The organism is Staphylococcus pragensis (genome assembly GCF_004785665.1).
GTDB lineage: Bacteria > Bacillota > Bacilli > Staphylococcales > Staphylococcaceae > Staphylococcus > Staphylococcus pragensis.
In genome coordinates this window covers 21,431-44,948 of record NZ_SRPJ01000010.1, presented here as the reverse complement: position 1 = coordinate 44,948, position 23,518 = coordinate 21,431, and the positions used below count along the sequence as shown (strand labels likewise).

At 34.1% G+C, this 23,518-nt stretch carries 22 protein-coding genes and 1 rRNA gene; all 23 read left to right on the top strand.

Features of this window, described 5'->3' with window-relative positions; all coding sequences use genetic code 11:
* Nucleotides 1–100, top strand: a 5S ribosomal RNA gene (gene rrf / locus E2558_RS11645); the annotation flags it as partial.
* Nucleotides 101–728: 628 nt separating this feature from the next.
* Nucleotides 729–5,735, top strand: a complete 5,007-nt coding sequence (locus E2558_RS11640) for a YSIRK-type signal peptide-containing protein (RefSeq protein ID WP_135789034.1) — start codon at nucleotides 729–731, stop codon at nucleotides 5,733–5,735.
* Nucleotides 5,736–5,882: 147 nt separating this feature from the next.
* The gene (locus E2558_RS11635; RefSeq protein WP_126566254.1) at nucleotides 5,883–6,416 is read left to right on the top strand and encodes a GNAT family N-acetyltransferase; all 534 of its coding nucleotides are present in this window, start codon (nucleotides 5,883–5,885) and stop codon (nucleotides 6,414–6,416) included.
* Nucleotides 6,417–6,439: 23 nt separating this feature from the next.
* A complete protein-coding gene (locus E2558_RS11630) occupies nucleotides 6,440–7,777 on the top strand; it encodes an aminotransferase class V-fold PLP-dependent enzyme (RefSeq protein ID WP_126566256.1) in 1,338 nt (445 codons plus the stop codon).
* Nucleotide 7,778: 1 nt separating this feature from the next.
* Nucleotides 7,779–8,396, top strand: coding sequence for a dTMP kinase (gene tmk / locus E2558_RS11625; protein WP_126566258.1), 618 nt, complete (start codon nucleotides 7,779–7,781; stop codon nucleotides 8,394–8,396).
* A 27-nt stretch (nucleotides 8,397–8,423) separates the two neighbouring features.
* On the top strand, nucleotides 8,424–8,753 hold the full coding sequence (locus E2558_RS11620) for a cyclic-di-AMP receptor (RefSeq protein ID WP_126566261.1): 330 nt from the start codon (nucleotides 8,424–8,426) through the stop codon (nucleotides 8,751–8,753).
* Nucleotides 8,754–8,872: 119 nt separating this feature from the next.
* A complete protein-coding gene (locus E2558_RS11615; protein ID WP_126566262.1) occupies nucleotides 8,873–9,799 on the top strand; it encodes a DNA polymerase III subunit delta' C-terminal domain-containing protein in 927 nt (308 codons plus the stop codon).
* A 1-nt stretch (nucleotide 9,800) separates the two neighbouring features.
* Entirely contained in the window at nucleotides 9,801–10,604 is an 804-nt protein-coding gene (locus E2558_RS11610) for a PSP1 domain-containing protein (RefSeq protein WP_126566265.1), read from the top strand.
* Between the two features lie 16 nt (nucleotides 10,605–10,620).
* Entirely contained in the window at nucleotides 10,621–11,019 is a 399-nt protein-coding gene (yabA, locus tag E2558_RS11605) for a DNA replication initiation control protein YabA (RefSeq protein WP_126566267.1), read from the top strand.
* 123 nt (nucleotides 11,020–11,142) lie between these two features.
* Nucleotides 11,143–11,868, top strand: coding sequence for a tRNA1(Val) (adenine(37)-N6)-methyltransferase (locus E2558_RS11600; protein WP_126566270.1), 726 nt, complete (start codon nucleotides 11,143–11,145; stop codon nucleotides 11,866–11,868).
* Nucleotides 11,861–12,148: a GIY-YIG nuclease family protein gene (locus E2558_RS11595; protein ID WP_126566272.1), complete on the top strand. Its 288-nt coding sequence runs from the start codon at nucleotides 11,861–11,863 to the stop codon at nucleotides 12,146–12,148. Before E2558_RS11600 ends, E2558_RS11595 begins: the two co-directional genes overlap by 8 nt.
* Nucleotides 12,111–12,950, top strand: a complete 840-nt coding sequence (rsmI, locus tag E2558_RS11590) for a 16S rRNA (cytidine(1402)-2'-O)-methyltransferase (RefSeq protein ID WP_126566274.1) — start codon at nucleotides 12,111–12,113, stop codon at nucleotides 12,948–12,950. The genes E2558_RS11595 and rsmI overlap by 38 nt, the downstream gene beginning before the upstream one ends.
* A 235-nt stretch (nucleotides 12,951–13,185) precedes the next feature.
* Nucleotides 13,186–15,162, top strand: a complete 1,977-nt coding sequence (gene metG / locus E2558_RS11585; protein WP_126566276.1) for a methionine--tRNA ligase — start codon at nucleotides 13,186–13,188, stop codon at nucleotides 15,160–15,162.
* A gap of 84 nt (nucleotides 15,163–15,246) precedes the next feature.
* Nucleotides 15,247–16,020, top strand: coding sequence for a TatD family hydrolase (locus E2558_RS11580; protein WP_103298607.1), 774 nt, complete (start codon nucleotides 15,247–15,249; stop codon nucleotides 16,018–16,020).
* Nucleotides 16,021–16,167: 147 nt separating this feature from the next.
* Complete coding sequence (rnmV, locus tag E2558_RS11575) at nucleotides 16,168–16,716, top strand: ribonuclease M5 (RefSeq protein WP_126566278.1); 549 nt, start codon at nucleotides 16,168–16,170, stop codon at nucleotides 16,714–16,716.
* Nucleotides 16,717–16,719: 3 nt separating this feature from the next.
* A complete protein-coding gene (gene rsmA, locus E2558_RS11570; protein ID WP_126566280.1) occupies nucleotides 16,720–17,610 on the top strand; it encodes a 16S rRNA (adenine(1518)-N(6)/adenine(1519)-N(6))-dimethyltransferase RsmA in 891 nt (296 codons plus the stop codon).
* Between the two features lie 99 nt (nucleotides 17,611–17,709).
* Entirely contained in the window at nucleotides 17,710–17,973 is a 264-nt protein-coding gene (gene veg / locus E2558_RS11565; protein WP_002461480.1) for a biofilm formation stimulator Veg, read from the top strand.
* A 320-nt stretch (nucleotides 17,974–18,293) separates the two neighbouring features.
* Entirely contained in the window at nucleotides 18,294–19,142 is an 849-nt protein-coding gene (gene ispE / locus E2558_RS11560) for a 4-(cytidine 5'-diphospho)-2-C-methyl-D-erythritol kinase (RefSeq protein WP_126566282.1), read from the top strand.
* A gap of 13 nt (nucleotides 19,143–19,155) precedes the next feature.
* Nucleotides 19,156–19,980: a pur operon repressor gene (gene purR / locus E2558_RS11555; RefSeq protein WP_126566284.1), complete on the top strand. Its 825-nt coding sequence runs from the start codon at nucleotides 19,156–19,158 to the stop codon at nucleotides 19,978–19,980.
* A 16-nt stretch (nucleotides 19,981–19,996) separates the two neighbouring features.
* Entirely contained in the window at nucleotides 19,997–20,377 is a 381-nt protein-coding gene (locus E2558_RS11550) for a RidA family protein (RefSeq protein WP_126566286.1), read from the top strand.
* 66 nt (nucleotides 20,378–20,443) lie between these two features.
* Nucleotides 20,444–20,746, top strand: a complete 303-nt coding sequence (spoVG, locus tag E2558_RS11545; RefSeq protein WP_103298613.1) for a septation regulator SpoVG — start codon at nucleotides 20,444–20,446, stop codon at nucleotides 20,744–20,746.
* Nucleotides 20,747–20,969: 223 nt separating this feature from the next.
* Entirely contained in the window at nucleotides 20,970–22,325 is a 1,356-nt protein-coding gene (gene glmU, locus E2558_RS11540; RefSeq protein WP_126566289.1) for a bifunctional UDP-N-acetylglucosamine diphosphorylase/glucosamine-1-phosphate N-acetyltransferase GlmU, read from the top strand.
* Nucleotides 22,326–22,436: 111 nt separating this feature from the next.
* Nucleotides 22,437–23,402 carry a ribose-phosphate diphosphokinase gene (locus E2558_RS11535; protein ID WP_126566291.1) on the top strand — a complete coding sequence of 322 codons (966 nt, stop codon included), beginning with the start codon at nucleotides 22,437–22,439 and terminating at the stop codon, nucleotides 23,400–23,402.
* The last annotated feature ends 116 nt before the right edge of the window (nucleotides 23,403–23,518 follow it).

Genomic DNA, 23,518 nt, shown 5'->3' with positions numbered 1-23,518 from the left:
AAGGAGGTCACACCTGTTCCCATGCCGAACACAGAAGTTAAGCTCCTTAGCGCCGATGGTAGTTGGATTTACGTTCCGCTAGAGTAGGACGTTGCCAGGCAATTAAATCGTATGGATGCGATGAGCCGATATCGAGACCGTAAGGTCTCTTTTTTTATGCTTAAAAAGATAATAAGGCCGTAGGCGAAAAGAAAGAAATTCTAAGCAATAAAAATATAAATTTCGAAGAGACTTTGAAACAGTTTATTTAGCTTTTCGAAGAGAAAGCGATTGAAGCTGATGAATTGAGGAAAGAGAGCAGCGAGTTTAGTTGGGCTAAATGAGCAAACGAAAGACGATAATGAAGAAAGATGCGAGCGCTTGCCTCAAAGTAAAGTAAGCTCCCTAGCGCCGATGGTAGTTGGATTTACGTTCCGCTAGAGTAGGACGTTGCCAGGCAATTAAATCGTATGGATGCGATGAGCCGATATCGAGACCGTAAGGTCTCTTTTTTTACTTTAAAAGAAGATTAAACCATTAATGTAAGATGTATAACTATAGTTATAAAGTTTTAAGAAATAAACCTAATTATAGTGCAGAGATAGGCTGATTTTTATTTCTAGCAACTTTATAAAAATTAAATAATATTTATATTGATTTAAGTTTCTGTACATAGTATTCTAACTATGAGTATGGAGAAATAAAGAAATAGCCTCACAATAGTATATTAATAAGGAGAAAAGAAATAATTGGACAGAAATAACAACAAGAATAACTTCTTTCAACCGAATATCCAAAATAAGTATTCGATTAGAAAATTTTCAGTAGGTATCGCATCAATTTTAGTAGGATCTTTTCTAGTATTTGGGGTTAATAATGAGGCACATGCAGCCGAAGCAAAAGATAGTGTTAATGCTTCTGATAAACAAAATAAAGAAGAAAATAACAAATTGCCTTCAACAAATATAGATAATGATAAGGCTAAAACACCTCAAGATAATAATAATAAAAATATAGCTCAAAATCAGGACAAAGTTCATGATGTAACAGTAAGTAATGAAAAGCTGAATGTTTCTAAAAATAGTAAATTACAGTTAAATGAGCAAAAGGCTGATAATAACGATAAAATTTCAATAACTAACAACACTCAACAAGTTGATAATAGTCAATTGCTTGAAAATCAATTGACTAATAAGCAAGTTCAGAGCACTAGTAATATTCGAGAAAATGACAAAGTATCAGATAATAATGAGTTTGATAAAAATAAACAAACTGAGTTTAATAATATCACTCCAGTTGATGCAGCTAAAGTTGTTAAAAAACGTGTTAGACGTGATGCCGATTCATCAGATGATCAATTGGCAGGAGATTTTGTATTTAGTGGAACAAGTTCATCTGATAAAAGATATAATATTACTTCTGATTTAATTAACAACCGACGTGAAACTAATACATCATTTTCATTTACTGGTTCCGGACACGGAGCTATTAATAATGGGAAGTTGGTTTACGAAGCGCCTAAGAAATTCATTTTGACAGCGCCTACTTTTTCTAATTCAGAATATGTGACGAAGAAGACTGATTTATCAGATACAGATACGTGGCGTTATCAATTTGATTTAAGACCAATTGCGGGAACTTCTGCTGGACAAATTAACATCAATCAAGTTATTGGTGGGATGATTTGGACTGGACCGGGAGATGGGGATGTAGTTACCTCAACTATGAAAATGTATCAAGGAGATACATTAGTTACGACTAAACAAACTAACGCGACTTTTGATAACGTTAAAGGTGGATTATATGTTGATCGTGGTCAACCAGCACCTACATCTGTTTGGCAAATAACACCTAAAATTCCTTCAAGCACATCACCAACTATCGGCGTTATAAAATCAGATGGTACAGTCTCAGATAAATCGGATAACTATCGTTACCAAGTTCCATTACCAAGCGATAATTGGTTCTTAGAAAATCGTGATGATGCGATTACACCAAGATACTATAGCCGTTACACTGACTTTAAATATAATATACAAAACATACCTAGTTGGCTTGAACTCGATACAGAAACGCCAAGTAATCAATTTTGGACTCAAGATGATACTGGCATTCATATGCATTTAACTGAAGGACAAAAATTACCATATGTAGGATATCGTCCAGTTCTAAAGTTGAAAAAATCTGCGCTTACACCTGAGGTACTTCAACAGTTTAAGAGAGATGGTTTCATTAAAGTTAACATGAATTGGCAAACAGTAGGTCGCTTACCAAATGGACAAGATTACATTCAAAATGTACCTGATCCTGAAGGTATTAAATTTAAAATGATTGACGAAGCTGGTAAAGCGACAGATAAAGTTTATTTTGCTGCTACGCGTACTTTAGAACCATCCCGTTTATTTACTAAAGCCGATCATACGCATGAACAATTTAGAGTGACTAAATACATTAATGACCGTGATCAGTCTAATAAATATGCACCAGCATATATGCATTCTATACAACTACCGCCAGGACAAGATGGTGATTATTTCACATCTTTAACTTGGCCACTTGAGAAAATTCGGTATAACAATGGATCAGGAGATAAGAATGCTGCAAAAGGTATTGCCTTAAAATCTCCATTTATTTTATATGGTGTTAACAATGATGGTACGACAACTAAACTTGCTGAGTGGTCAGAACTTAATAATGACAATAAAACATATAACTTTGGAGATGCTAAATATCAACATCTTATTTTACAAACACCAGTAATTAGAGATACTGTTTCTCCTGATAGTGATCAGCAAAAAGACATTTTCGAGTGGAATGCTGAGTTAACTTATGCTGTAGATGAACATAGATGGGAAACGGCAGCTAAGGACGATAATGTTAGACAAATGCAAAACGGAATTGTTATCGACCAAGTGCCTCAAAATACATTGGAAGCAGCAAGCGCAGTTCCAACTCGTAGTTTGTCAGGTTATTTATTAAATGGTGGATTTTCTTATATTCACACTAAAGAGGGGTTCCCGCATATATTAACAAGTCCTATTGTTAGAAATACAAATGGGTCTTCTGGAAATTTACTGAATTATAATGACAAAGCCAATGTTTTAGTTAAGGCAAATACAAAAGATTATATGAAATATTTAAGTAAAGACCTTTTAGATAACAGTTCTGACATCGTAGACGATAAATTAGATAACATCAAAAATGTTTATCTATCATTAAGTGTTCCAGATGGTACAGCACTTGGCAATGTAAGATCATGGACTAATAATAAACTTATACGAACTTCAACTTGGTGGAATGACGCATATTATGAAACTACTAATGGAAATAAACTAAAAACTAGACCTGTACTTGATCCAGTGAAAGTGATTAAAAATTATAAGAATAGTGGAAGAACACTATATCTTTATAAGGCACCAGAAGGCTATGACTGGAATGAATCTGAAAAAAATGCAACGAGTACGCGTAGCTCTTTAACACAGGATACACAAGAAATTACATTTGACATTTATAATAAAGGAACATTGCCTAATGGTACATATTCAATTAGATATGCTACGATATGGGATAAAAATTCAGAAATTGTTCGTCCTACTAATGAACAGTCATTAACACAAAATCAACTTGAACTATCTGATGTAATTACAGATGATTTAAGTACAAATGAAAAATATGTTTCTGTGATAGATATACCTTTTAAAATTGCACTTGCTAAAGAATTTGCCTCAACTTTAACTATTGGTAAAGATTCGACTAATAGTTTTGATAGATCACAAGTTGATGTTAATTTAGGAGATAGTGTTAATTTACAAACTAATACAGTCAATTTCACTAATAGTGATGGAGTAATAAAAGAATTAGTAGTTACCATTCCAAAAGATAATGTGAAAACGAATTTAACTGCTTTAGTACCAGATACTACAAAATATCGAGTAGTTTATACTACTGATAGCGATGTTCAAAATGGAACGTACACTTCTAACCCTACTGATTTAACAAAAGTTACAGCTGTAAAATATGTATTTGATACGCCACTTGTATTAAGAAAAGGAGAAAATTTCCAAACTAATGTGCGAGTAACAGTGCCACCTGATGCACCAATATTAACTAAGTCACACTCACAAATATTTTCACGTGGTGTAGATAATTCTTGGTTAGCAGGTAACAAAGTTGAATTAGAAACTGAAGATAATAGAGGAACATTAGTAGTTAGTTATACAGACGAAGATGGTAATGTAATTCAGAGCCCAACTACGTCTCAAGGAGCAAAGAATACAGAATATCAAGCAAGCGTTCCTCAACTAATTAACAATCAAGGTCACCACTATAGATTTGTGAAAGTTGATAAACAAATGGATCCTATTTTGGGTCAATATGTAAAAGCACAAACGAAAAAAGTTCATTTGATTTATACTGAGGTCTTTGAAGGAAATGTAGTTGCTGATTTTAAAACAACTGATGGAGAAGTTTTAAGCCCTCAAGTTACTGTGGCTGATCATGAAGTAGATGGAACAAGTTATACAGCAACCGCAGCTACAATACCTAATCGAGTAAGTTATGAAACAGATGATAATGGGCCTGTTAAAAAGACGATAAGTTATCGATTAATAGCAACCCCTGATAATCAAACAGGGACAGTTGTTGGTAAGCAAACAATTGAAGTTCATTATGTGTACGAACCTGTAGTACTTTATGAACAAGTACCTAATGAAGCGCCACAGGTAGAAATACCAGAACTCCAAGTAACACGTTATATAGATATCGACGGTAACGAAGTGAAAGGAACAGAAGAAGGCACATTACCGCCACCGGGAATGATTGGAGATAAATGGGAGTACACAGGAAAAGTGACAACAGAAGACGGCATTACAACGTATGTATATGACCGAATTCAAACAAATATCCCAAATGATCCACCACAGGTAGAAATACCAGAGTTACAAGTAACACGTTATATCGACATCGATGGTAACGAAGTGAAAGGTACAGAAAAAGGTACATTACCACCGCCAAGTGTAGTGGGAGACAAATGGAAATATACAGGAAAAGTAACGACGAAAGATGGCGTTACAACATATGTATATGAAAAGATCCAAACGAACATACCGAATAATCCACCACAAGTGGAAATTCCAGAACTTCATATAACACGTTATATAGATATTGATGGTAACGAAGTGAAAGGTACAGAGAAAGGAACTTTACCACCGCCAGGCGTAGTGGGAGATAAATGGCAATATACAGGAAAAGTAACAACGAAAGATGGCGTTACAACATATGTATACGAAAAGATCCAAACGAATATACCGAATAATCCGCCACAGGTAGAAATTCCAGAACTCCATATAACGCGTTATATTGATAAAAATGGACATGAAATTACTACAGTGGAAAAAGGTAACAAGCCTCCGTATTTATTAATTCCAGGTGGCTGGAGATATACTGGTATAGTTATTGAACATGATGGCATTACAACGTATGTGTATGAAAAAGTTGATAATAAAAAAGTCGATAAAACACATAAAGTAAGTCGTTTCAAAGCGTCACCTAAACGTACTGATAAACCGTTACATTCATCTACACCAATATCTGTAAATACTCACAAAGAAGAGAATAAACTCAGTCCACATAAAGTGGAGTTACCACAAACTGGACAAACTAATACTAACCCTTCAAGTGCTCTTGCAAGTATATTGTTAGCATTAGGTTCAATATTTATACTGAGAAGAAAAAAAGACGAGACGCATAAAAATTAATATCTCTCAAAGTCTATAATCATCTAATTGAGATGTATACCGAAAGTTAGACTCAAACTAACTTAGAGGTGTACATCTCTTTTTTGTCATTATTATTTACTTTTCTTAATCAATTCCCTAGAATTTCAATTAAGGGAGTGCTTATAAATGATAATTAGAGCTTTAGAAGAAACTGATTTGAAATTTGTGCACCATTTAAACAATGAATATTCAATTATGGCATATTGGTTTGAAGAACCTTACCAGTCACTTAGTGAGTTACAAAATTTATATCAAAAACATATCCTCGATGAATCGGAACGTCGTTTCATTATTGAAGATAATAATATTTCTATAGGCGTAGTTGAATTAGTAGAAATTAACTTTATTCATAGAAATTGTGAGATTCAAATTATCATAGACCCTCAACATAGTAATAAAGGCTACGCTAAAAATGCGTTCAAAATGGCGATTGATTATGCATTCTTAGTATTGAATATGAATAAAATATATTTATATGTTGATGTAAATAATCAAAAAGCAGTCCACATTTATAAAAGTCAAAATTTTACCGTAGAAGGTGAGCTAAAAGAACATTTTTATACTCGTGGTGAATATAGAGATTGCTATATTATGGGATTAAGTAAATCGAATTGGATCAATCAGCGAAATGGAGACGATGATTTATCACAAGTTCGATAAAAAATTTAGAAAGTGTGTCCTCATTGAAACTTCCAATTAATCAACAACTTAATGTTTTGAAAAATGAAAAAGCTATTTCATTACATGTTCCAGGCCATAAAAATATGACTATTGGCTTCCTAAATCAATTAGACTTAAAAATGGATATGACCGAAATTACAGGGCTAGATGATTTACATCATCCCGAAGAAATTATCCTAGAGAGCATGCAAAATATTAATAAACATCCTGATTATGATGCATATTTATTAATTAATGGGACGACGTCAGGTATATTGTCAGTTGTTCAAGCATTTTCCAGCATAAAAGGTAAGTATTTAATTAGTAGAAATGTCCATAAATCTGTATTTCATGGGATAGATATTGCTCAACAAGGCGCTGATCTTATGCCAATGCTACAAAGTAATATTAGCCATCAATATTTAAGTCCTAATTTAAAAAATTTAACGGTTAACAATCAGAAATTAGCAATTTTAACTTATCCTAATTATTATGGAGAGACCTATGATATTAATGAGATAGTTGAAGAATTACATCAATACAATGTGCCAGTTCTTGTAGATGAAGCACACGGGGCCCATTTCAATTTAACGCGATTTCCTAAATCGGCCTTAGACTCAGGCGCTGACTACGTTGTGCAGTCTTATCATAAAACATTACCTGCATTAACCATGGGTTCAGTTCTTTTTATACATAAGAATGCTCCACTTAAAGAAGATGTCATTCGTTATTTGGGTTACTTTCAAACATCGAGCCCTTCTTATTTAGTTATGGCGAGTATTGAATTAGCACATCAATTTTTTGAAACTTACGAAACCACTCTATTTTTTGAAAAGAGAACACAATTTGTTACAACGCTTAATAATAAAGGTTTTGACGTTATCGAAGTGGATGACCCTTCAAAATTATTAATTCAGTATTCTGGTTATTCTGGTTATGACATTCAAACATGGTTTGAACAAGCGCACATTTATGTAGAGTTGGCAGATGAGTATCAAGTGTTACTTATACTTCCGTTATGGCATAAAGATGACGTTTACCCATTTGATTTATTATTAAAAAAGATAGAAACGATAACATTGCCACCTAAACGTAAAAAGGAACAAGTCATGTTGCCTATAACATTAGAGGCAGGCGTCTATGATTCTCAGCATATTTCTCAAACGAATTGGATTGAATTAGAGGATGCTATTGGCAAAATCTTAGCGCAACACATTATTCCATATCCTCCAGGAATTCCCATTTTCCTAAAAGGAGAGCGGATGACAAAGAATATGGTAAAATTGATGCGATATTATCTTCAAAATGGCAACAGAGTAGAAGGTATTAATAATGGAAAAATATTAATTAAGGATGAATAATATGTCTGCATTTATAACATTTGAGGGACCTGAAGGCTCAGGTAAAACTACAGTTCTTCAACGTGTATCTGATAAATTAGCTCAAAATTATGAACTAGTAACGACAAGAGAACCAGGTGGCGTACCAACTGGGGAAGAGATTCGTAAAGTGGTACTTGAAAGTGGCACGATGGACATGCGTACTGAAGCGATGCTATTTGCGGCTTCGAGAAGAGAACATCTAGTGGAAAAAGTGATTCCAGCACTAGAAAATCATAAAATTGTCTTATGCGATCGATATATTGATAGTTCGTTCGCTTATCAAGGTTACGCACGGGGTATAGGTATTGAAGAAGTTAAAAAATTAAATGATTTTGCTATTAATGGTTTATATCCTGATTTAACAATTTATCTCGATATTACTGCTGAAGTTGGTCGAGATAGAATATTAAAAAATCAACGCAACCAGAATCGACTTGATAAAGAAGATATGGCTTTTCATGAAAAAGTCATTGAAGGTTACCATCAAGTGATTGAAGCAACACCAGAACGTTTTAGCGTGGTTGATGCTACTCGTAGTATTGATGAAGTTGTTGATGAAACATATGAGATAATCTTAAATTTTTTAAAAAAATTATGATATAATAACTAGAAGAGGTGTTTTAAAATGAAAATGATTATAGCGATCGTCCAAGATCAAGATAGTCAAGAACTTTCAGACCAACTCGTTAAAAATAACTTTAGAGCTACAAAATTAGCAACTACTGGTGGATTTTTAAGAGCGGGGAATACGACATTTTTATGTGGTGTTGATGATGACCGCGTTGATGAAATTTTATCTGTAATTGATCATACTTGTGGTAATAGAGATCAACTTGTTTCTCCAATGACACCAATGGGTGGTAGTGCAGATTCTTACATACCTTATCCTGTTGAAGTTGAAGTTGGAGGCGCTACAGTATTTGTAATGCCAGTCGAAGCATTCCACAGATTTTAATAACTAAGAAAATTAATGTAGAAACTAGAATTTAATGACACCTTAGATGATGATACAATATTCGGCTGCTGTGATAGGCAGCCTTTTTATATAAGTAAAATGAATAAGGGGTATGCAAAATGGATGAACTACACAAATTAGATAATGCGTACCGTTCGAATAAATTGTCTCATGCGTATTTATTCGAAGGCGATGATGCTGAGTCCATGCGTTATGTAGCTATGGAATTTGCAAAACTTATTCTTTGTGACGGAGACCAACAATGCGAGTTGAAAGTAGATCACTATAATCAACCGGATTTTATGTATGTAGCTTCAGAAGAAAATGCAATTAAGAAAGAACAGATTGAGCAACTTGTGCATCGCATGAATCAACTTCCAATTGAAGGTACATATAAAGTTTATGTAATAGAAGATTTTGAAAAGTTAACTGTTCAAGGGGAAAATAGTATATTAAAATTTTTAGAGGAACCACCTAATAATACAGTGGCGATTTTAATGTCTACGAAACCTGAACAGATTTTAGATACCATTCATTCACGTTGCCAACATGTTTACTTTAAACCGAGTGATAAGCAACATTTTATAGATAGATTAGTTGAACATGATGTGAATCGTGCAGTAGCTGAAATGTTGAGTACATATACAACACAATTAGATACTGCTAAAGATTTAAATGAAGAACATGATTTAGTAGCGCTTAGGAAAGTGATTGTTCACTGGTGTGAATTGTTAATTACGAATCAACCGATGGCGTTAATTGGGATTATTGATTTATTAAAAAATGCGAAGAGTCGGAAATTACAGACGCTCACTTTAGCTGCAGTGAATGCTTTCTTTGAAGATATTATGCATGCTAAAGTAGAGACAAAAAAAGATTATATTTATTCGGATTTACAAGCTGAAATTGAATCATATGCTAAACAACTAACATTTAATCAAATTATATTGATGTATGACCAAATTACAGAAGCACACAAAAAATTAATGCAAAATGTTAATCCGACGCTTGTATTTGAACAAATAGTTATAAAAGGTGTGAGATAAAATGCCAAACATCGTAGGTGTACAATTTCAAAAAGCAGGGAAATTGGAATACTATGCGCCTAAAGATTTAGACTTACAGAAAGACGATTGGGTCGTTGTCGAATCAAAGCGAGGCATTGAAATTGGTAATGTACGATTTCCATCTAAAGAGGTGGAAGAAGGGGATGTTACATTACCTTTAAAAGAAATTATAAGAATAGCAACTGACGAAGATATTCAAACATATTATCGTAATGAAGCGGATGCTGAGGATGCACTAATACTATGCAAAGAATTAGTGAAAGAACAACAATTAGATATGCGTTTAGTGAATTGTGAATATACATTAGATAAATCTAAAGTGATATTCAACTTTACTGCAGATGATCGTATCGACTTCCGAAAATTAGTAAAAGCTTTGGCACAAAATTTAAAAACACGTATCGAATTAAGACAAATTGGTGTGCGTGATGAAGCTAAATTACTTGGAGACATCGGTCCATGTGGTCGATCATTATGTTGTTCTACATTTTTAGGTGACTTTGAGCCAGTGTCTATTAAAATGGCGAAAGATCAAAACCTATCTCTTAACCCTACCAAGATTTCTGGCGCATGTGGACGTTTGATGTGCTGTCTTAAATATGAGAATGATTTCTATGAAGAAGCAAGAGCACAATTACCAGATGTAGGCGACCAAGTGGAAACGCCAGAAGGTCAAGGTCGAGTAGTTGGTTTGAATATATTAGATATTTCAATGCAAGTTAAAATTGAAGGTCTTGAACAACCGCTAGAGTATAAAATGGAAGAATTAAAAGCTTTTAATTAAGGAAGGTGCGTCACGTTTGAATCGTAATGATTTATTTGAAAAGATAATTCAACTTGAAAGCAATGTAACACGTTTAAATCAAGATATGACCGAACTTAAATCACTAACGATTGACCTTATAGAAGAAAATGTCGCGTTACAAGTTGAAAATGATAATTTAAAAACATTAATGGCAAAAAGTGAACAAGATTCCGAAGTGAACAAACCTGTTAATCCTACAAAACCAAAAGGGACAACTTCAAAAGATAATGAAGAAGACAAACGTTCTACTAAAAATGTGAAAAAACCATTACCAAGTAAAGATAATTTAGCTGTTTTATATAGTGAAGGCTTCCATATTTGCAATGGTGAATTATTTGGTAAACATCGATTAGGTGAAGATTGTTTACTATGCTTGAACGTGTTAAATAGTTAACAACGAAAAATTTTAATACTGGATATAGAGGTTTATGCCAGTTTCTAATAGACAGAGATGGATTTCAACACGAGTTGTTTATTAAGTGTGTTGTAAAGACATCTCTTTTTTAGGAGTAAATATATGCTGAAAGATCAAGAAAGATTGGATGAATTAATAAAAGAAGATTTAAAAATAATTCAAAATGATGATGTGTTCTCTTTTTCAACTGATGCGTTATTATTAGGGCATTTTACTGAAGTGAGAAAAAAAGACAAGATTTTAGACTTATGTGCTGGTAATGGCGTGATTTCATTATTATTGTCTGCGAAGGGTACACAAATGATTGAAAGTGTTGAGATTCAAGAGAAACTTGTAGATATGGCGCGTCGTAGCTATGAGTATAATCAACTCAACCATCGTTTGAAGATGCATCATTTGGATTTAAAAGAGGTATATCGCTATTTTAAACCATCACAATATACACTCGTTACTTGCAATCCCCCTTACTTTAAAGAGAACCAGCTCCATCAACATCAAAAAGAAGCGCACAAAATTGCGCGTCATGAAATTATGTGTACGTTAGAAGATTGCATGTTAGCTGCCCGTCATTTATTAAAACAAGGTGGCCGTTTAATGATGGTCCATCGAGCGGATAGACTGATGGACGTCTTAACGGAAATGCGCAAGGCTGGTATTGAGCCTAAAAAAGTAGTGTTTGTTTATAGTAAGGTAAATAAATCAGCGGTCACAATTGTAGTGGAAGGACGTATGAATGGCAAACCAGGGCTAGAAATTGCGCCTCCTTTTTATATCTACAATAGTGATGGGGAATATAGTGATGAAATGAGAGAAGTGTATTATGGATAACCATTATGTCTATATTATAAAATGTAAAGATAATAGTTTATATACTGGGTACGCGAAAGATGTTGATGCACGTGTAGCGACCCATAATGCTGGAAAAGGGGCCAAATATACTAAAACAAGACGGCCAGTAGAGTTAGTTTATCAAGAAACGTACACTTCGAAATCAGAAGCCATGCGTAGAGAATACGAAATAAAGACCTTCACAAGACAACAAAAAATAAAATTAATTGAGGAGAATGCAGATGGCGACTTTATATTTAGTGGGCACGCCGATAGGTAATTTAGGTGATATTACATTTCGAGCGATTGAAACGTTAAAAAATGTAGATGTTATAGCATGTGAAGATACAAGAGTAACGAAGAAGTTATGTCACCATTATGATATTCAAACACCGTTAAAATCATATCATGAGCATAATAAAGAACAACAAACAGCATATTTAATTAATTTATTGAATGAAGGAAATGATATTGCTTTAGTATCAGATGCAGGTTTGCCATTAATAAGTGATCCAGGTTATGAATTAGTCGTTGAAGCACATCAACATCATATTTCAGTGGAAACAGTGCCTGGCCCTAACGCAGGGTTAACAGCACTTATGGCGAGTGGTCTACCATCGTTTACGTATACGTTCTTAGGTTTCTTACCACGTAAGGAAAAAGAAAAAATAGAGGTTCTACAAGAAAGAATGTATCAAGATAGCACGTTAATTATTTATGAGTCACCATTTAGAGTAACAGAAACTTTAAAAGCTATTATGAAAGTAGATGCTTCAAGACGTGTAGCTGTAGGACGAGAGCTAACGAAGAAGTTTGAACAAATTGTTATGCAAGAAGCGGAAACGTTACTCGCTGCTTTTGACAAGGAAGAGATTCCACAAAAAGGTGAGTTTGTCATTCTTATTGAAGGTGCGAAACCGCTTGAAACAGAACAATGGTTTGAGTCATTGTCTATTGAAGAACATGTTAACCATTATATTACTGAACAGAATTTGAAACCTAAAAAAGCGATTAAATTAGTAGCTGAAGACCGTCATATGAAGACGGGCGAAGTATATGATATTTATCATGAAATTAAATAACTTTGTGGTGTAGAAATCAGGATAAGAGAGACAATCATTTTCAAAAATAGACCTTCAAAAAGGGCTTGAAATATTCCATAATATAATCAATTTGTGGTAATGTTAATAAGATACGACAATAAATTTAATATATGAGTTATAATTGAAATGTAACGAAAAACATTAACTTATAAGTCTTTAAAGTGGGCTTACATGATATTAAGCATCATGTTATATAGGAAGAGGAGGACCATTGATGGCGAAAGAAACATTTTATATTACAACCCCTATTTATTATCCTAGTGGTAATTTACATATCGGCCACGCATATTCAACGGTTGCAGGTGACGTAATTGCACGTTATAAACGTATGCAAGGTTACGACGTACGTTATTTAACGGGTACGGACGAACACGGTCAAAAGATTCAAGAAAAAGCGCAAAAAGCTGGTAAAACAGAATTAGAATATCTTGATGAAATGATCAACGGCATTAAAAGTTTATGGAAAAAATTAGAAATCTCTAATGATGACTTCATTAGAACAACTGAAGAACGCCATAAACTAGTGGTTGAAAAAGTATTCGAGCGTTTATTAAAACAAGGTGATATCTACCTTGGCGAATATGAAGGATGGTATTCAGTTCCTGACGAAACATATTACACTGAATCGCAACTTGTAGACCCTGTCTATGAAGATGGAAAAATTGTTGGCGGTAAAAGCCCTGATTCAGGTCATGAAGTGGAATTAGTTAAAGAGGAAAGTTATTTCTTTAATATTAATAAGTATACAGACCGTTTATTAGAATTTTACGATGCAAATCCTGATTTCATTCAACCACCTTCAAGAAAGAATGAAATGATTAACAACTTTATTAAACCTGGTTTAGAAGATTTAGCAGTTTCACGTACATCATTTGACTGGGGTGTTCGTGTACCTTCAAATCCTAAACACGTTGTTTATGTATGGATTGATGCATTAGTTAACTACATCTCAGCATTAGGTTATTTATCAGATGATGATGAATTATTCCAAAAATATTGGCCAGCAGATGTGCATTTAATGGCGAAAGAAATTGTACGTTTCCACTCTATTATTTGGCCAATCTTATTAATGGCTTTAGATTTACCGCTTCCTAAGAAAGTCTTTGCGCATGGTTGGATTTTAATGAAAGACGGTAAAATGAGTAAATCAAAAGGTAACGTAGTAGACCCTAACGTATTAATTGATCGTTATGGTTTAGATGCTACACGTTATTATTTAATGCGTGAATTACCATTTGGTTCAGACGGTGTGTTCACACCAGAAGCCTTTGTAGAACGTACAAACTATGATTTAGCAAATGACTTAGGTAACTTAGTGAACCGTACGATTTCTATGATTAACAAATATTTCCAAGGTGAACTTCCAGCTTATGAAGGTCCAAAACATGAATTAGATGAAGATATGGAAGCACTTGCGCTTGAAACAGTGAAAAACTTCAATGAGAATATGGAAAGCTTCCAATTCTCAGTTGCTTTATCAACTGTTTGGAAATTCATTAGCCGTACAAATAAATACATTGATGAAACAACACCATGGGTATTAGCTAAAGATGATAGTCAAAAAGATATGCTTGGCAATGTAATGGCTCATTTAGTTGAGAATATTCGCTTCGCAGCAGTGTTATTACGTCCATTCTTAACTAATGCTCCAAGAGAAATCTTTAAACAATTAAATATTAATAATCCTGAATTATTCGAATTAGCTAGCCTTGAAAGCTACGGCGCGTTGAAACAACCAATTATGGTTACTGAAAAACCAACGCCTATCTTCCCAAGATTAGATACTGAAGCTGAAATTGCGTATATTAAAGAATCTATGCAACCAGATCAACCAGCAGCAACTGAAGAAGAGGCAGTACCAGGTAAAGCACAAATTGATATTAAAGACTTTGATAAAGTTGAAATTAAAGCAGCAACGATTACTGAAGCTGAAAATGTTCCTAAATCTGATAAATTATTAAAAATTCAAATCGATTTAGGTAATGAACAACGTCAAATCGTTTCAGGTATTGCGAAATTTTATCGTCCAGAAGATATCGTTGGTAAGAAAGTGGCAGTCGTTACTAACTTGAAACCAGCTAAATTAATGGGCCAAAAATCTGAAGGTATGATTTTATCTGCTGAAAAAGATGGCGTTTTAACTTTAGTAAGCTTACCAAGCGCTATTCCAAATGGTGCGATTGTAAAATAGAACTGACTTGTCGATAAAAATATAAAGAGGCTGAGTCACAAAGATGACGTCTTTTGGCCAGCCTTGAACGTTAGGAGAGATAGAATGTTAATCGATACACATGTTCACTTAAATGATGAGCAATATAATGAAGATTTAGAAGAAGTTATTTCTCGTGCTAGAGAAGCAGGTGTAGATCGCATGTTTGTGGTTGGATTTGATACACCTACGATTGAACGTGCGATGGAATTAATCGATAAATATGACTTTATTTACGGTATTATCGGTTGGCATCCTGTTGATGCGATTGATTTCACTGAAGAGCGCCTTGAGTGGATTGAACAATTAGCACAGCATCCTAAAATTATTGGTATTGGCGAAATGGGTCTTGATTACCATTGGGACAAATCGCCTGCCGATGTTCAAAAAGAAGTATTTAGAAAACAAATTGCACTCGCTAAAAGAGTGAAATTACCTATTATTATCCATAATCGTGAAGCGACTCAAGATTGCGTAGATATTTTAATGGAAGAACATGCTGAAGAAGTTGGAGGCATTATGCACAGCTTTAGTGGTTCTCCTGAAATTGCAGATGTAGTCATTAATAAATTGAACTTCTACGTATCTTTAGGTGGCCCTGTGACATTTAAAAATGCTAAACAACCGAAAGAAGTAGCTAAGCATGTACCGATGGATAGATTGCTTGTGGAGACAGATGCGCCTTATTTATCGCCACACCCTTATAGAGGTAAACGTAATGAACCTGAAAGAGTGACACTTGTTGCTCAACAAATCGCTGAATTACGTGATATGACATACGAAGAAGTATGTCGTCAAACGACTGAGAATGCAGAACGATTATTTAATTTAAATCAATAAATTGCTGTGAGAAAGATGTTGAACAAGTGATGTCGTGGTATCATTTTATGAGGAAATCACGATATAAATACCAGCATCTTTCTCATTTTTTATTTTTGAAAAGTTAAAATAATGATGAAATAGCTTGAAAGGTAATGATAATCAATTATGAAGATAAATGAATTTATCGTTGTAGAAGGTAGAGATGATACGGAACGTGTTAAGTCAGCAGTAGAATGTGACACGATTGAAACGAATGGAAGTGCCATTAACAAGGAAACACTAGCTGTTATTCAAAATGCACAAGAAACTCGAGGTGTGATTGTGTTAACAGATCCTGATTTTCCAGGAGATAAAATTAGAAACACTATCACGGAGCATGTTAAGGGTGTTAAACATGCATATATTGACCGCGAAAAAGCTAAAAATAAAAGAGGAAAGATTGGCGTTGAACATGCACATCCAGAAGACATTAGAGAAGCCCTCATGCATGTCAGTTCACCGTTTGAAGAAGCACACGAAACTATCGATAAAAGTGTGCTCATCGATTTAGGATTGATTATCGGCAAAGATGCAAGACGTAAAAGAGAAATATTAGGTCAAAAACTGCATATTGGACATTCAAATGGCAAACAATTACTAAAAAAACTTAATGCATTCGGCTATACTGAAATGGATGTACGTAAAGCTTTATCAATGGATAAGGAGAGTGAATAAAAGGTGGAAAGAAAAGATATTGCAACACCTTCTCGAACGAAAGAACTATTAAATCAATATGGTTTTAATTTCAAAAAAAGTTTAGGACAAAACTTTTTAATAGATGTAAATATTATTCATAAAATTATTGATGCAAGCCAAATCGATAAAACGACTGGCGTGATTGAAGTAGGACCAGGTATGGGGTCTTTAACAGAGCAATTGGCTAAACATGCGAAAAAGGTAATGTCGTTTGAAATTGATCAACGTTTAATCCCTGTACTTAAAGACACACTTGCACCATATGATAATGTAACCATCATTAATGAGGATATATTAAAAGCGGATATAGCGAAAGCAGTGGAAACGCATTTAAATGATTGCGATAAAATTATGGTTGTGGCTAACTTGCCATATTATATTACAACACCTATCCTACTTAACTTAATGCAACAAGATATTCCTATTGATGGCTATGTAGTAATGATGCAAAAAGAAGTCGGCGAACGTTTAAATGCTGAAGTAGGCACAAAGGCGTATGGCTCTTTATCTATCGTCACGCAATATTATACCGAAACAAGCAAAGTTTTAACTGTGCCGAAATCTGTCTTTATGCCACCACCGAATGTGGATTCTATTGTAGTGAAGTTAATGCAACGAGAAACGCCACTTGTTAAAGTCGACGATGAACAGGCTTTCTTTAAACTTGCTAAAGCAGCGTTCGCACAGCGACGTAAAACAATAAATAATAATTACCAAAACTTCTTTAAAGACGGTAAACAATTAAAAGAGAGTATCTCAAAATGGCTTGAACAAGCAGATATCGATCCTAAAAGACGTGGTGAAACACTTTCAATACAAGATTTTGCACGTTTGTATGAAGAAAAGAAAAATTTCCCAGAATTAGAAAATTAAATTGTTGACAAAGTGCTTTTACACTGATAAAATTTAAATTTTATTTGACAAATTGCTACAAAATGTGGTATTATGTAACTTGTAGCGAGGTGGAGCAATATGCCAAAATCAATTTTGGACATCAAAAATTCTATTGATTGTCATTTAGGAAATCGTATTGTACTAAAAGCCAACGGGGGTCGTAAAAAAACAATTGAACGTTGTGGTGTGTTAAAAGAAACATATCCTTCAGTATTCATTGTTGAATTAGACCAAGATAAGCATAATTTTGAAAGAGTTTCGTATACATATACGGATGTTCTTACAGAGAACGTACAAGTTTCATTTGAAGAGGATAATCATCAAGAAGCAGTTGCACACTAATTTGAACATAATAAACATAGAGTAGTTCAGTGTTATGCAAACTCTATAATAAAAATGATTGAGTATTGGGCTTAAATTGAGTTCAATGCTCTTTTTCATTATTGCTGTTTTTTTAAAATAAAAACTCAAAAAGACTATTTTACATAAAATTTTACGCACTATTTATATTAATATTGTTATTCATCGTAGAAAACGTATATTAAGAGAATTTAAAATGGCTTACATTAAGATTTTACATAAATTTATGGTGTATCTATCAAATATTTTAAGTCTTTATGTTAAAATCATCTTATTACTATTGATGAAGAGAGGGCGGAAAAATGATATATGAAACGGCACCTGCCAAGATAAATTTGACGCTCGATACACTTTTCAAAAGAGATGATGGATATCATGAAATTGCGATGGTCATGACAACTGTGGATTTAAATGATCGCCTTTCTTTTCAAAAAAGAAATGATAAAAAAATTGTTGTAGATATAGAGCATAATTATGTTCCAAATGATCATAAAAATCTTGCTTATCGGGCTGCTAAATTGATGATGGATACATATGATTTAACGCATGGTGTAACTATCACGATTGATAAAGATATCCCAGTGTCAGCTGGATTAGCAGGAGGTTCTGCTGATGCTGCTGCTACCATGCGAGGCATGAACCGTTTATATAATCTCAATAGACCTTTAGATGAATTAAGTGAATTAGGTATACAAATCGGTACAGACATTCCGTTTTGTATATATAATAAAACTGCTATATGCACGGGTAGAGGAGAAAAGATTACGTTTTTAAATAAACCACCATCTGCATGGGTGGTCTTAGCTAAACCAGACTTAGGGATTTCTTCACCGGATATATTTAAAGCACTTAATTTAAATTATGCGCATCATGTACATACGAAGATGTGTGAAGAGGCGATTAATGATGGCGATTATCAAAGGTTGTGCCAAAGCTTATCTAATCGTTTAGAGCCTGTTTCAATGTCATTGCATCCTGAAATTGAAAAGATAAAAAATAATATGTTGCAATGTGGTGCAGACGGCGCACTTATGAGCGGAAGTGGGCCTACAGTTTATGCGCTTGCACAAAAGGAAAGTCAAGCGAAGAAAGTTTATAATGCAGTCAATGGCTGTTGTAATGAAGTATATTTAGTTAGATTACTAGGATAGAAGGGTTGAACTTATGAGGTATAAAAGAAGCGAACGTATCGTCTTTATGACACAATATTTAATGAATCATCCAAATCAGTTAATACCTTTAACATTTTTCGTAAAAAAATTTAAACAAGCAAAGTCCTCAATTAGCGAAGACGTTCAAATTATTAAGAACACTTTCCAAAAAGAAAAGTTAGGAACAGTGATTACAACTGCCGGCGCAAGCGGTGGGGTAACGTATAAACCAATGATGAGTAAAGAGGAAGCTACAGAGATCATTGATGAAATTATTGCCTTACTACAAGAGAAAGAACGCTTATTGCCAGGTGGTTATTTATTCTTATCTGACTTAGTTGGCAATCCTTCTTTATTAAATAAAGTAGGTAAATTAATCGCAAGTATTTATATGGATGAGAAGCTAGATGCTGTCGTGACGATTGCCACAAAAGGGATATCACTTGCCAATGCAGTAGCGAACGTATTAAATTTACCTGTAGTGGTAATTAGAAAAGATAACAAAGTCACTGAAGGTTCTACTGTATCTATCAATTATGTTTCAGGTTCATCTCGAAAAATAGAAACTATGGTACTTTCTAAACGAACATTAGCTGAAAATTCAAATGTTCTCGTTGTAGATGATTTTATGAGAGCAGGTGGCTCAATTAATGGTGTGATGAATCTTATGAATGAGTTTAAGGCACACGTAAAAGGGGTATCTGTACTTGTAGAATCGAAAGAAGTTAAACAAAGATTGATTGAGGATTATACTTCTTTAGTCAAATTATCAGATGTTGATGAATATAATCAGGAATTTAAAGTAGAACCTGGCAATAGTTTGTCTAAATTTTCGTAAAAGGAGTTTTTACAGCATGAAAACAATTAATACAAATAAAGCACCAGAAGCTTTAGGACCATATTCACACGCAATGGTCGTGAACAATTTAGTATTTACATCAGGCCAAATTCCATTAGATACTGATGGAAATATTGTTAGCGATGATGTAAAAGAACAAACAAAACAAGTACTTGAAAATTTATCAGTTGTACTTGAAGAAGCGGGTTCAGATTTAGAATCTGTTGTTAAAGCAACTATCTTTATTTCTGACATGAATGAATTTCAACAAATTAACGAAGTTTATGGAAGTTACTTTAGTGAACATCAACCAGCGCGTAGCTGCGTAGAGGTTGCACGTTTACCTAAAGACGTTAAAGTTGAAATTGAAGTAGTAGGTAAAGTTAAAGGAATATAATTTTCTTAATTAAGCAATTGTCAAGCTTCTAACCAATCAAAGATATATACCAGGGGGGCTCACTGCATGAAAGTGACAGATGTAAGACTTAGAAAAATACAAACAGATGGTAGAATGAAAGCACTTGTTTCAATTACACTTGATGAAGCTTTTGTAATTCATGATTTACGTGTAATTGAAGGTAACTCAGGTCTTTTCGTTGCTATGCCAAGTAAACGTACACCAGATGGTGAATTCCGTGATATCGCGCATCCAATCAACTCTGACATGAGACAAGAGATTCAAGATGCCGTTATGAAAGTATATGACGAAACAGATGAAGTTATTCCTGATAAAAACGCTTCATCAGAAGAATCAGACGAAGCTTAATCAAATATATAAAATTTCCACAGGTTCAGCGCACGTTTTGTTGAGCCTGTTTTTTTATGAAAATATGAGTACATAAAGATATTTTAAAAATGAGAATAAAAGTCGAGGAGACGAAGTCTTTTTGTATCAAATTAGTTTTCTGTTTATTTCCTATATTGAAACTCGAAGTTGAGTTAAATTATAATAACTATGAAGTGTAAAAATTATTGGAGGGTTACCATTCATGCAAAGAAACGCGGTAATATTAGCAGCTGGTAAAGGCACAAGAATGAAATCAAAACAATATAAAGTGCTACATAAAGTTGCTGGCAAATCAATGATTGACCATGTACTAACAAATGTAAAACGCGCAGGCGTAGACCAAATTGTAACAATTGTAGGTCATGGCGCGGACCAAGTAAAAGAAACTTTGGGTGATCAATCGTTATATAGTTATCAAGAAGAACAACTAGGAACGGCACACGCGGTTAAAATGGCACAAGAGCATTTAGAAAATAAAGAAGGCACAACTCTAGTTGTATGTGGTGACACACCTTTAATTACAGCTGAAACATTAAATAAATTAATTGAACATCATGAACAATCTAAAGCACAAGCAACGGTGTTATCTGCTACGGCTCAAATTCCATTTGGTTATGGACGCATTGTACGCGATGACAACAATCAACTTAGCCGTATCGTAGAAGAAAAAGATGCGACAGAAGAAGAGAAACGTTTAACTGAAATTAGTTCAGGTATTTTTGCATTTGATAATAAAGTTTTATTTGAAAAGCTTGTTCAAGTTAAAAATGATAATGCCCAAGGTGAATACTACTTGCCTGATGTGATTGCCTTAATTTTAGAAGATAAAGGTATCGCAGAAGTTTATCATACGGATGACTTTAACGAAATTATGGGTGTGAATGATCGTGTGATGCTAAGTAATGCAGAAAAAGCGTTACAACAACGCATTAACATTCAACATATGAGAAATGGCGTAACAATTATCGACCCTACGACTACATTTATTGGACCAGATGTGGAAATTGGTATGGATACAATTATCGAACCCGGTGTGCGCATCAATGGTACAACTAAAATCGGTGAAGAAACAGTGATTGGTCAATACTCAGAAATCAATAATAGTCAGATTGGTTCACATGTTGACATTAAACAATCTGTAATTAATGATTCAGTAGTTGGCGATAAAACAAAAGTAGGTCCATTTGCTCAATTACGTCCAGGCTCAAATTTAGGCAATGAAGTTAAAGTAGGTAATTTCGTAGAAGTGAAAAAAGCAGAACTCAAAGACGGTGCGAAAGTATCTCACTTAAGTTACATTGGTGACGCTGAAATTGGTGAACGTACGAACATTGGTTGCGGTTCTATTACGGTTAACTACGATGGTGTTAATAAATTTAAGACAACGGTTGGCAAAGATGCATTTATCGGATGTAATACAAACTTAGTAGCACCGATAACTGTTGGCGATGGCTCGTTAATTGCAGCAGGATCTACGATTACAGACGATATTCCACAAGATAGCTTAGCACTTGCTCGTGCGCGTCAAGTCACTAAAGAAGGCTATGTTAAAAAATAGTTTTTTAATAATATAAAGAACTTCTTTTTTTAGTTTTTTTGTTGAACATAGTAAAAGTTATTGATTTTTTATATAATAAGAGTGTCTAAGTAAAAAATTGGAGGACTATAAATGTTAAATAATGAATACAAAAATTCATCTTTAAAGATTTTCTCTTTAAAAGGGAATGAACCATTAGCACAAGAAGTTGCTGATCGAGTAGGGATTGAATTAGGTAAATGTTCTGTAAAACGCTTCAGTGATGGTGAAATTCAAATTAATATCGAAGAAAGTATTCGTGGTTGTGATGTCTTCATTATTCAACCAACGTCATACCCTGTTAACTTACATTTAATGGAATTATTAATTATGATTGATGCTTGTAAACGTGCATCTGCAGCGAATATTAATATTGTAGTTCCTTATTATGGTTATGCACGTCAAGATAGAAAAGCACGTAGCCGTGAACCTATTACAGCGAAATTAGTAGCTAATTTAATTGAAACAGCTGGTGCAAATCGTATGATCGCATTAGATTTACATGCGCCTCAAATCCAAGGATTCTTTGATATTCCAATCGACCACTTAATGGGCGTACCTATTATTGGTCAACATTTTGAAAATGACCCTAACATTAATCCAGAAGAATGCGTAGTTGTTTCACCTGACCATGGTGGTGTAATACGTGCACGTAAATTAGCTGACATTTTAAAAACTCCGATTGCGATTATTGATAAACGTCGTCCAAAACCAAACGTAGCTGAAGTTATGAATATTGTTGGTGATATTCAAGGCCGTACAGCGATTATTATTGACGACATTATTGATACAGCAGGTACAATCACATTAGCTGCACAAGCTCTTAAAGATAAAGGTGCTAAAGAAGTTTATGCATGTTGTACACACCCTGTTTTATCAGGCCCTGCTAAAGAGCGTATCGAAAATTCAGCAATTAAAGAATTAATCGTGACTAACTCAATTTTACTTGACGATAGTCGCAAACCAGCAAACACAAAAGAATTATCTGTAGCTGGATTATTAGCACAAGCAATTATTCGCGTATACGAAAGAGAATCAGTGAGTGTATTATTTGACTAAAATTTACAAATGCGTTTGACTTCTCATTTCCAACCGTGTATAATACATTCGTTCGTGGTTTTACGAACGAATAAACACTTGCAAGCAACTTTTTAAGTTGATGGGTAAGTGAGGAT

Bases quoted from the DNA above. Each gene is read 5' to 3' on its own strand.
- E2558_RS11635 (WP_126566254.1), top strand. From the start codon at position 5,883: ATGATAATTAGAGCTTTAGAAGAAACTGATTTGAAATTTGTGCACCAT.
- tmk (WP_126566258.1), top strand. From the start codon at position 7,779: ATGTCTGCATTTATAACATTTGAGGGACCTGAAGGCTCAGGTAAAACT.
- E2558_RS11620 (WP_126566261.1), top strand. From the start codon at position 8,424: ATGAAAATGATTATAGCGATCGTCCAAGATCAAGATAGTCAAGAACTT.
- E2558_RS11615 (WP_126566262.1), top strand. From the start codon at position 8,873: ATGGATGAACTACACAAATTAGATAATGCGTACCGTTCGAATAAATTG.
- E2558_RS11610 (WP_126566265.1), top strand. From the start codon at position 9,801: ATGCCAAACATCGTAGGTGTACAATTTCAAAAAGCAGGGAAATTGGAA.
- E2558_RS11600 (WP_126566270.1), top strand. From the start codon at position 11,143: ATGCTGAAAGATCAAGAAAGATTGGATGAATTAATAAAAGAAGATTTA.
- E2558_RS11595 (WP_126566272.1), top strand. From the start codon at position 11,861: ATGGATAACCATTATGTCTATATTATAAAATGTAAAGATAATAGTTTA.
- rsmI (WP_126566274.1), top strand. From the start codon at position 12,111: ATGGCGACTTTATATTTAGTGGGCACGCCGATAGGTAATTTAGGTGAT.
- metG (WP_126566276.1), top strand. From the start codon at position 13,186: ATGGCGAAAGAAACATTTTATATTACAACCCCTATTTATTATCCTAGT.
- E2558_RS11580 (WP_103298607.1), top strand. From the start codon at position 15,247: ATGTTAATCGATACACATGTTCACTTAAATGATGAGCAATATAATGAA.
- rnmV (WP_126566278.1), top strand. From the start codon at position 16,168: ATGAAGATAAATGAATTTATCGTTGTAGAAGGTAGAGATGATACGGAA.
- veg (WP_002461480.1), top strand. From the start codon at position 17,710: ATGCCAAAATCAATTTTGGACATCAAAAATTCTATTGATTGTCATTTA.
- ispE (WP_126566282.1), top strand. From the start codon at position 18,294: ATGATATATGAAACGGCACCTGCCAAGATAAATTTGACGCTCGATACA.
- purR (WP_126566284.1), top strand. From the start codon at position 19,156: ATGAGGTATAAAAGAAGCGAACGTATCGTCTTTATGACACAATATTTA.
- E2558_RS11550 (WP_126566286.1), top strand. From the start codon at position 19,997: ATGAAAACAATTAATACAAATAAAGCACCAGAAGCTTTAGGACCATAT.
- spoVG (WP_103298613.1), top strand. From the start codon at position 20,444: ATGAAAGTGACAGATGTAAGACTTAGAAAAATACAAACAGATGGTAGA.
- glmU (WP_126566289.1), top strand. From the start codon at position 20,970: ATGCAAAGAAACGCGGTAATATTAGCAGCTGGTAAAGGCACAAGAATG.
- E2558_RS11535 (WP_126566291.1), top strand. From the start codon at position 22,437: ATGTTAAATAATGAATACAAAAATTCATCTTTAAAGATTTTCTCTTTA.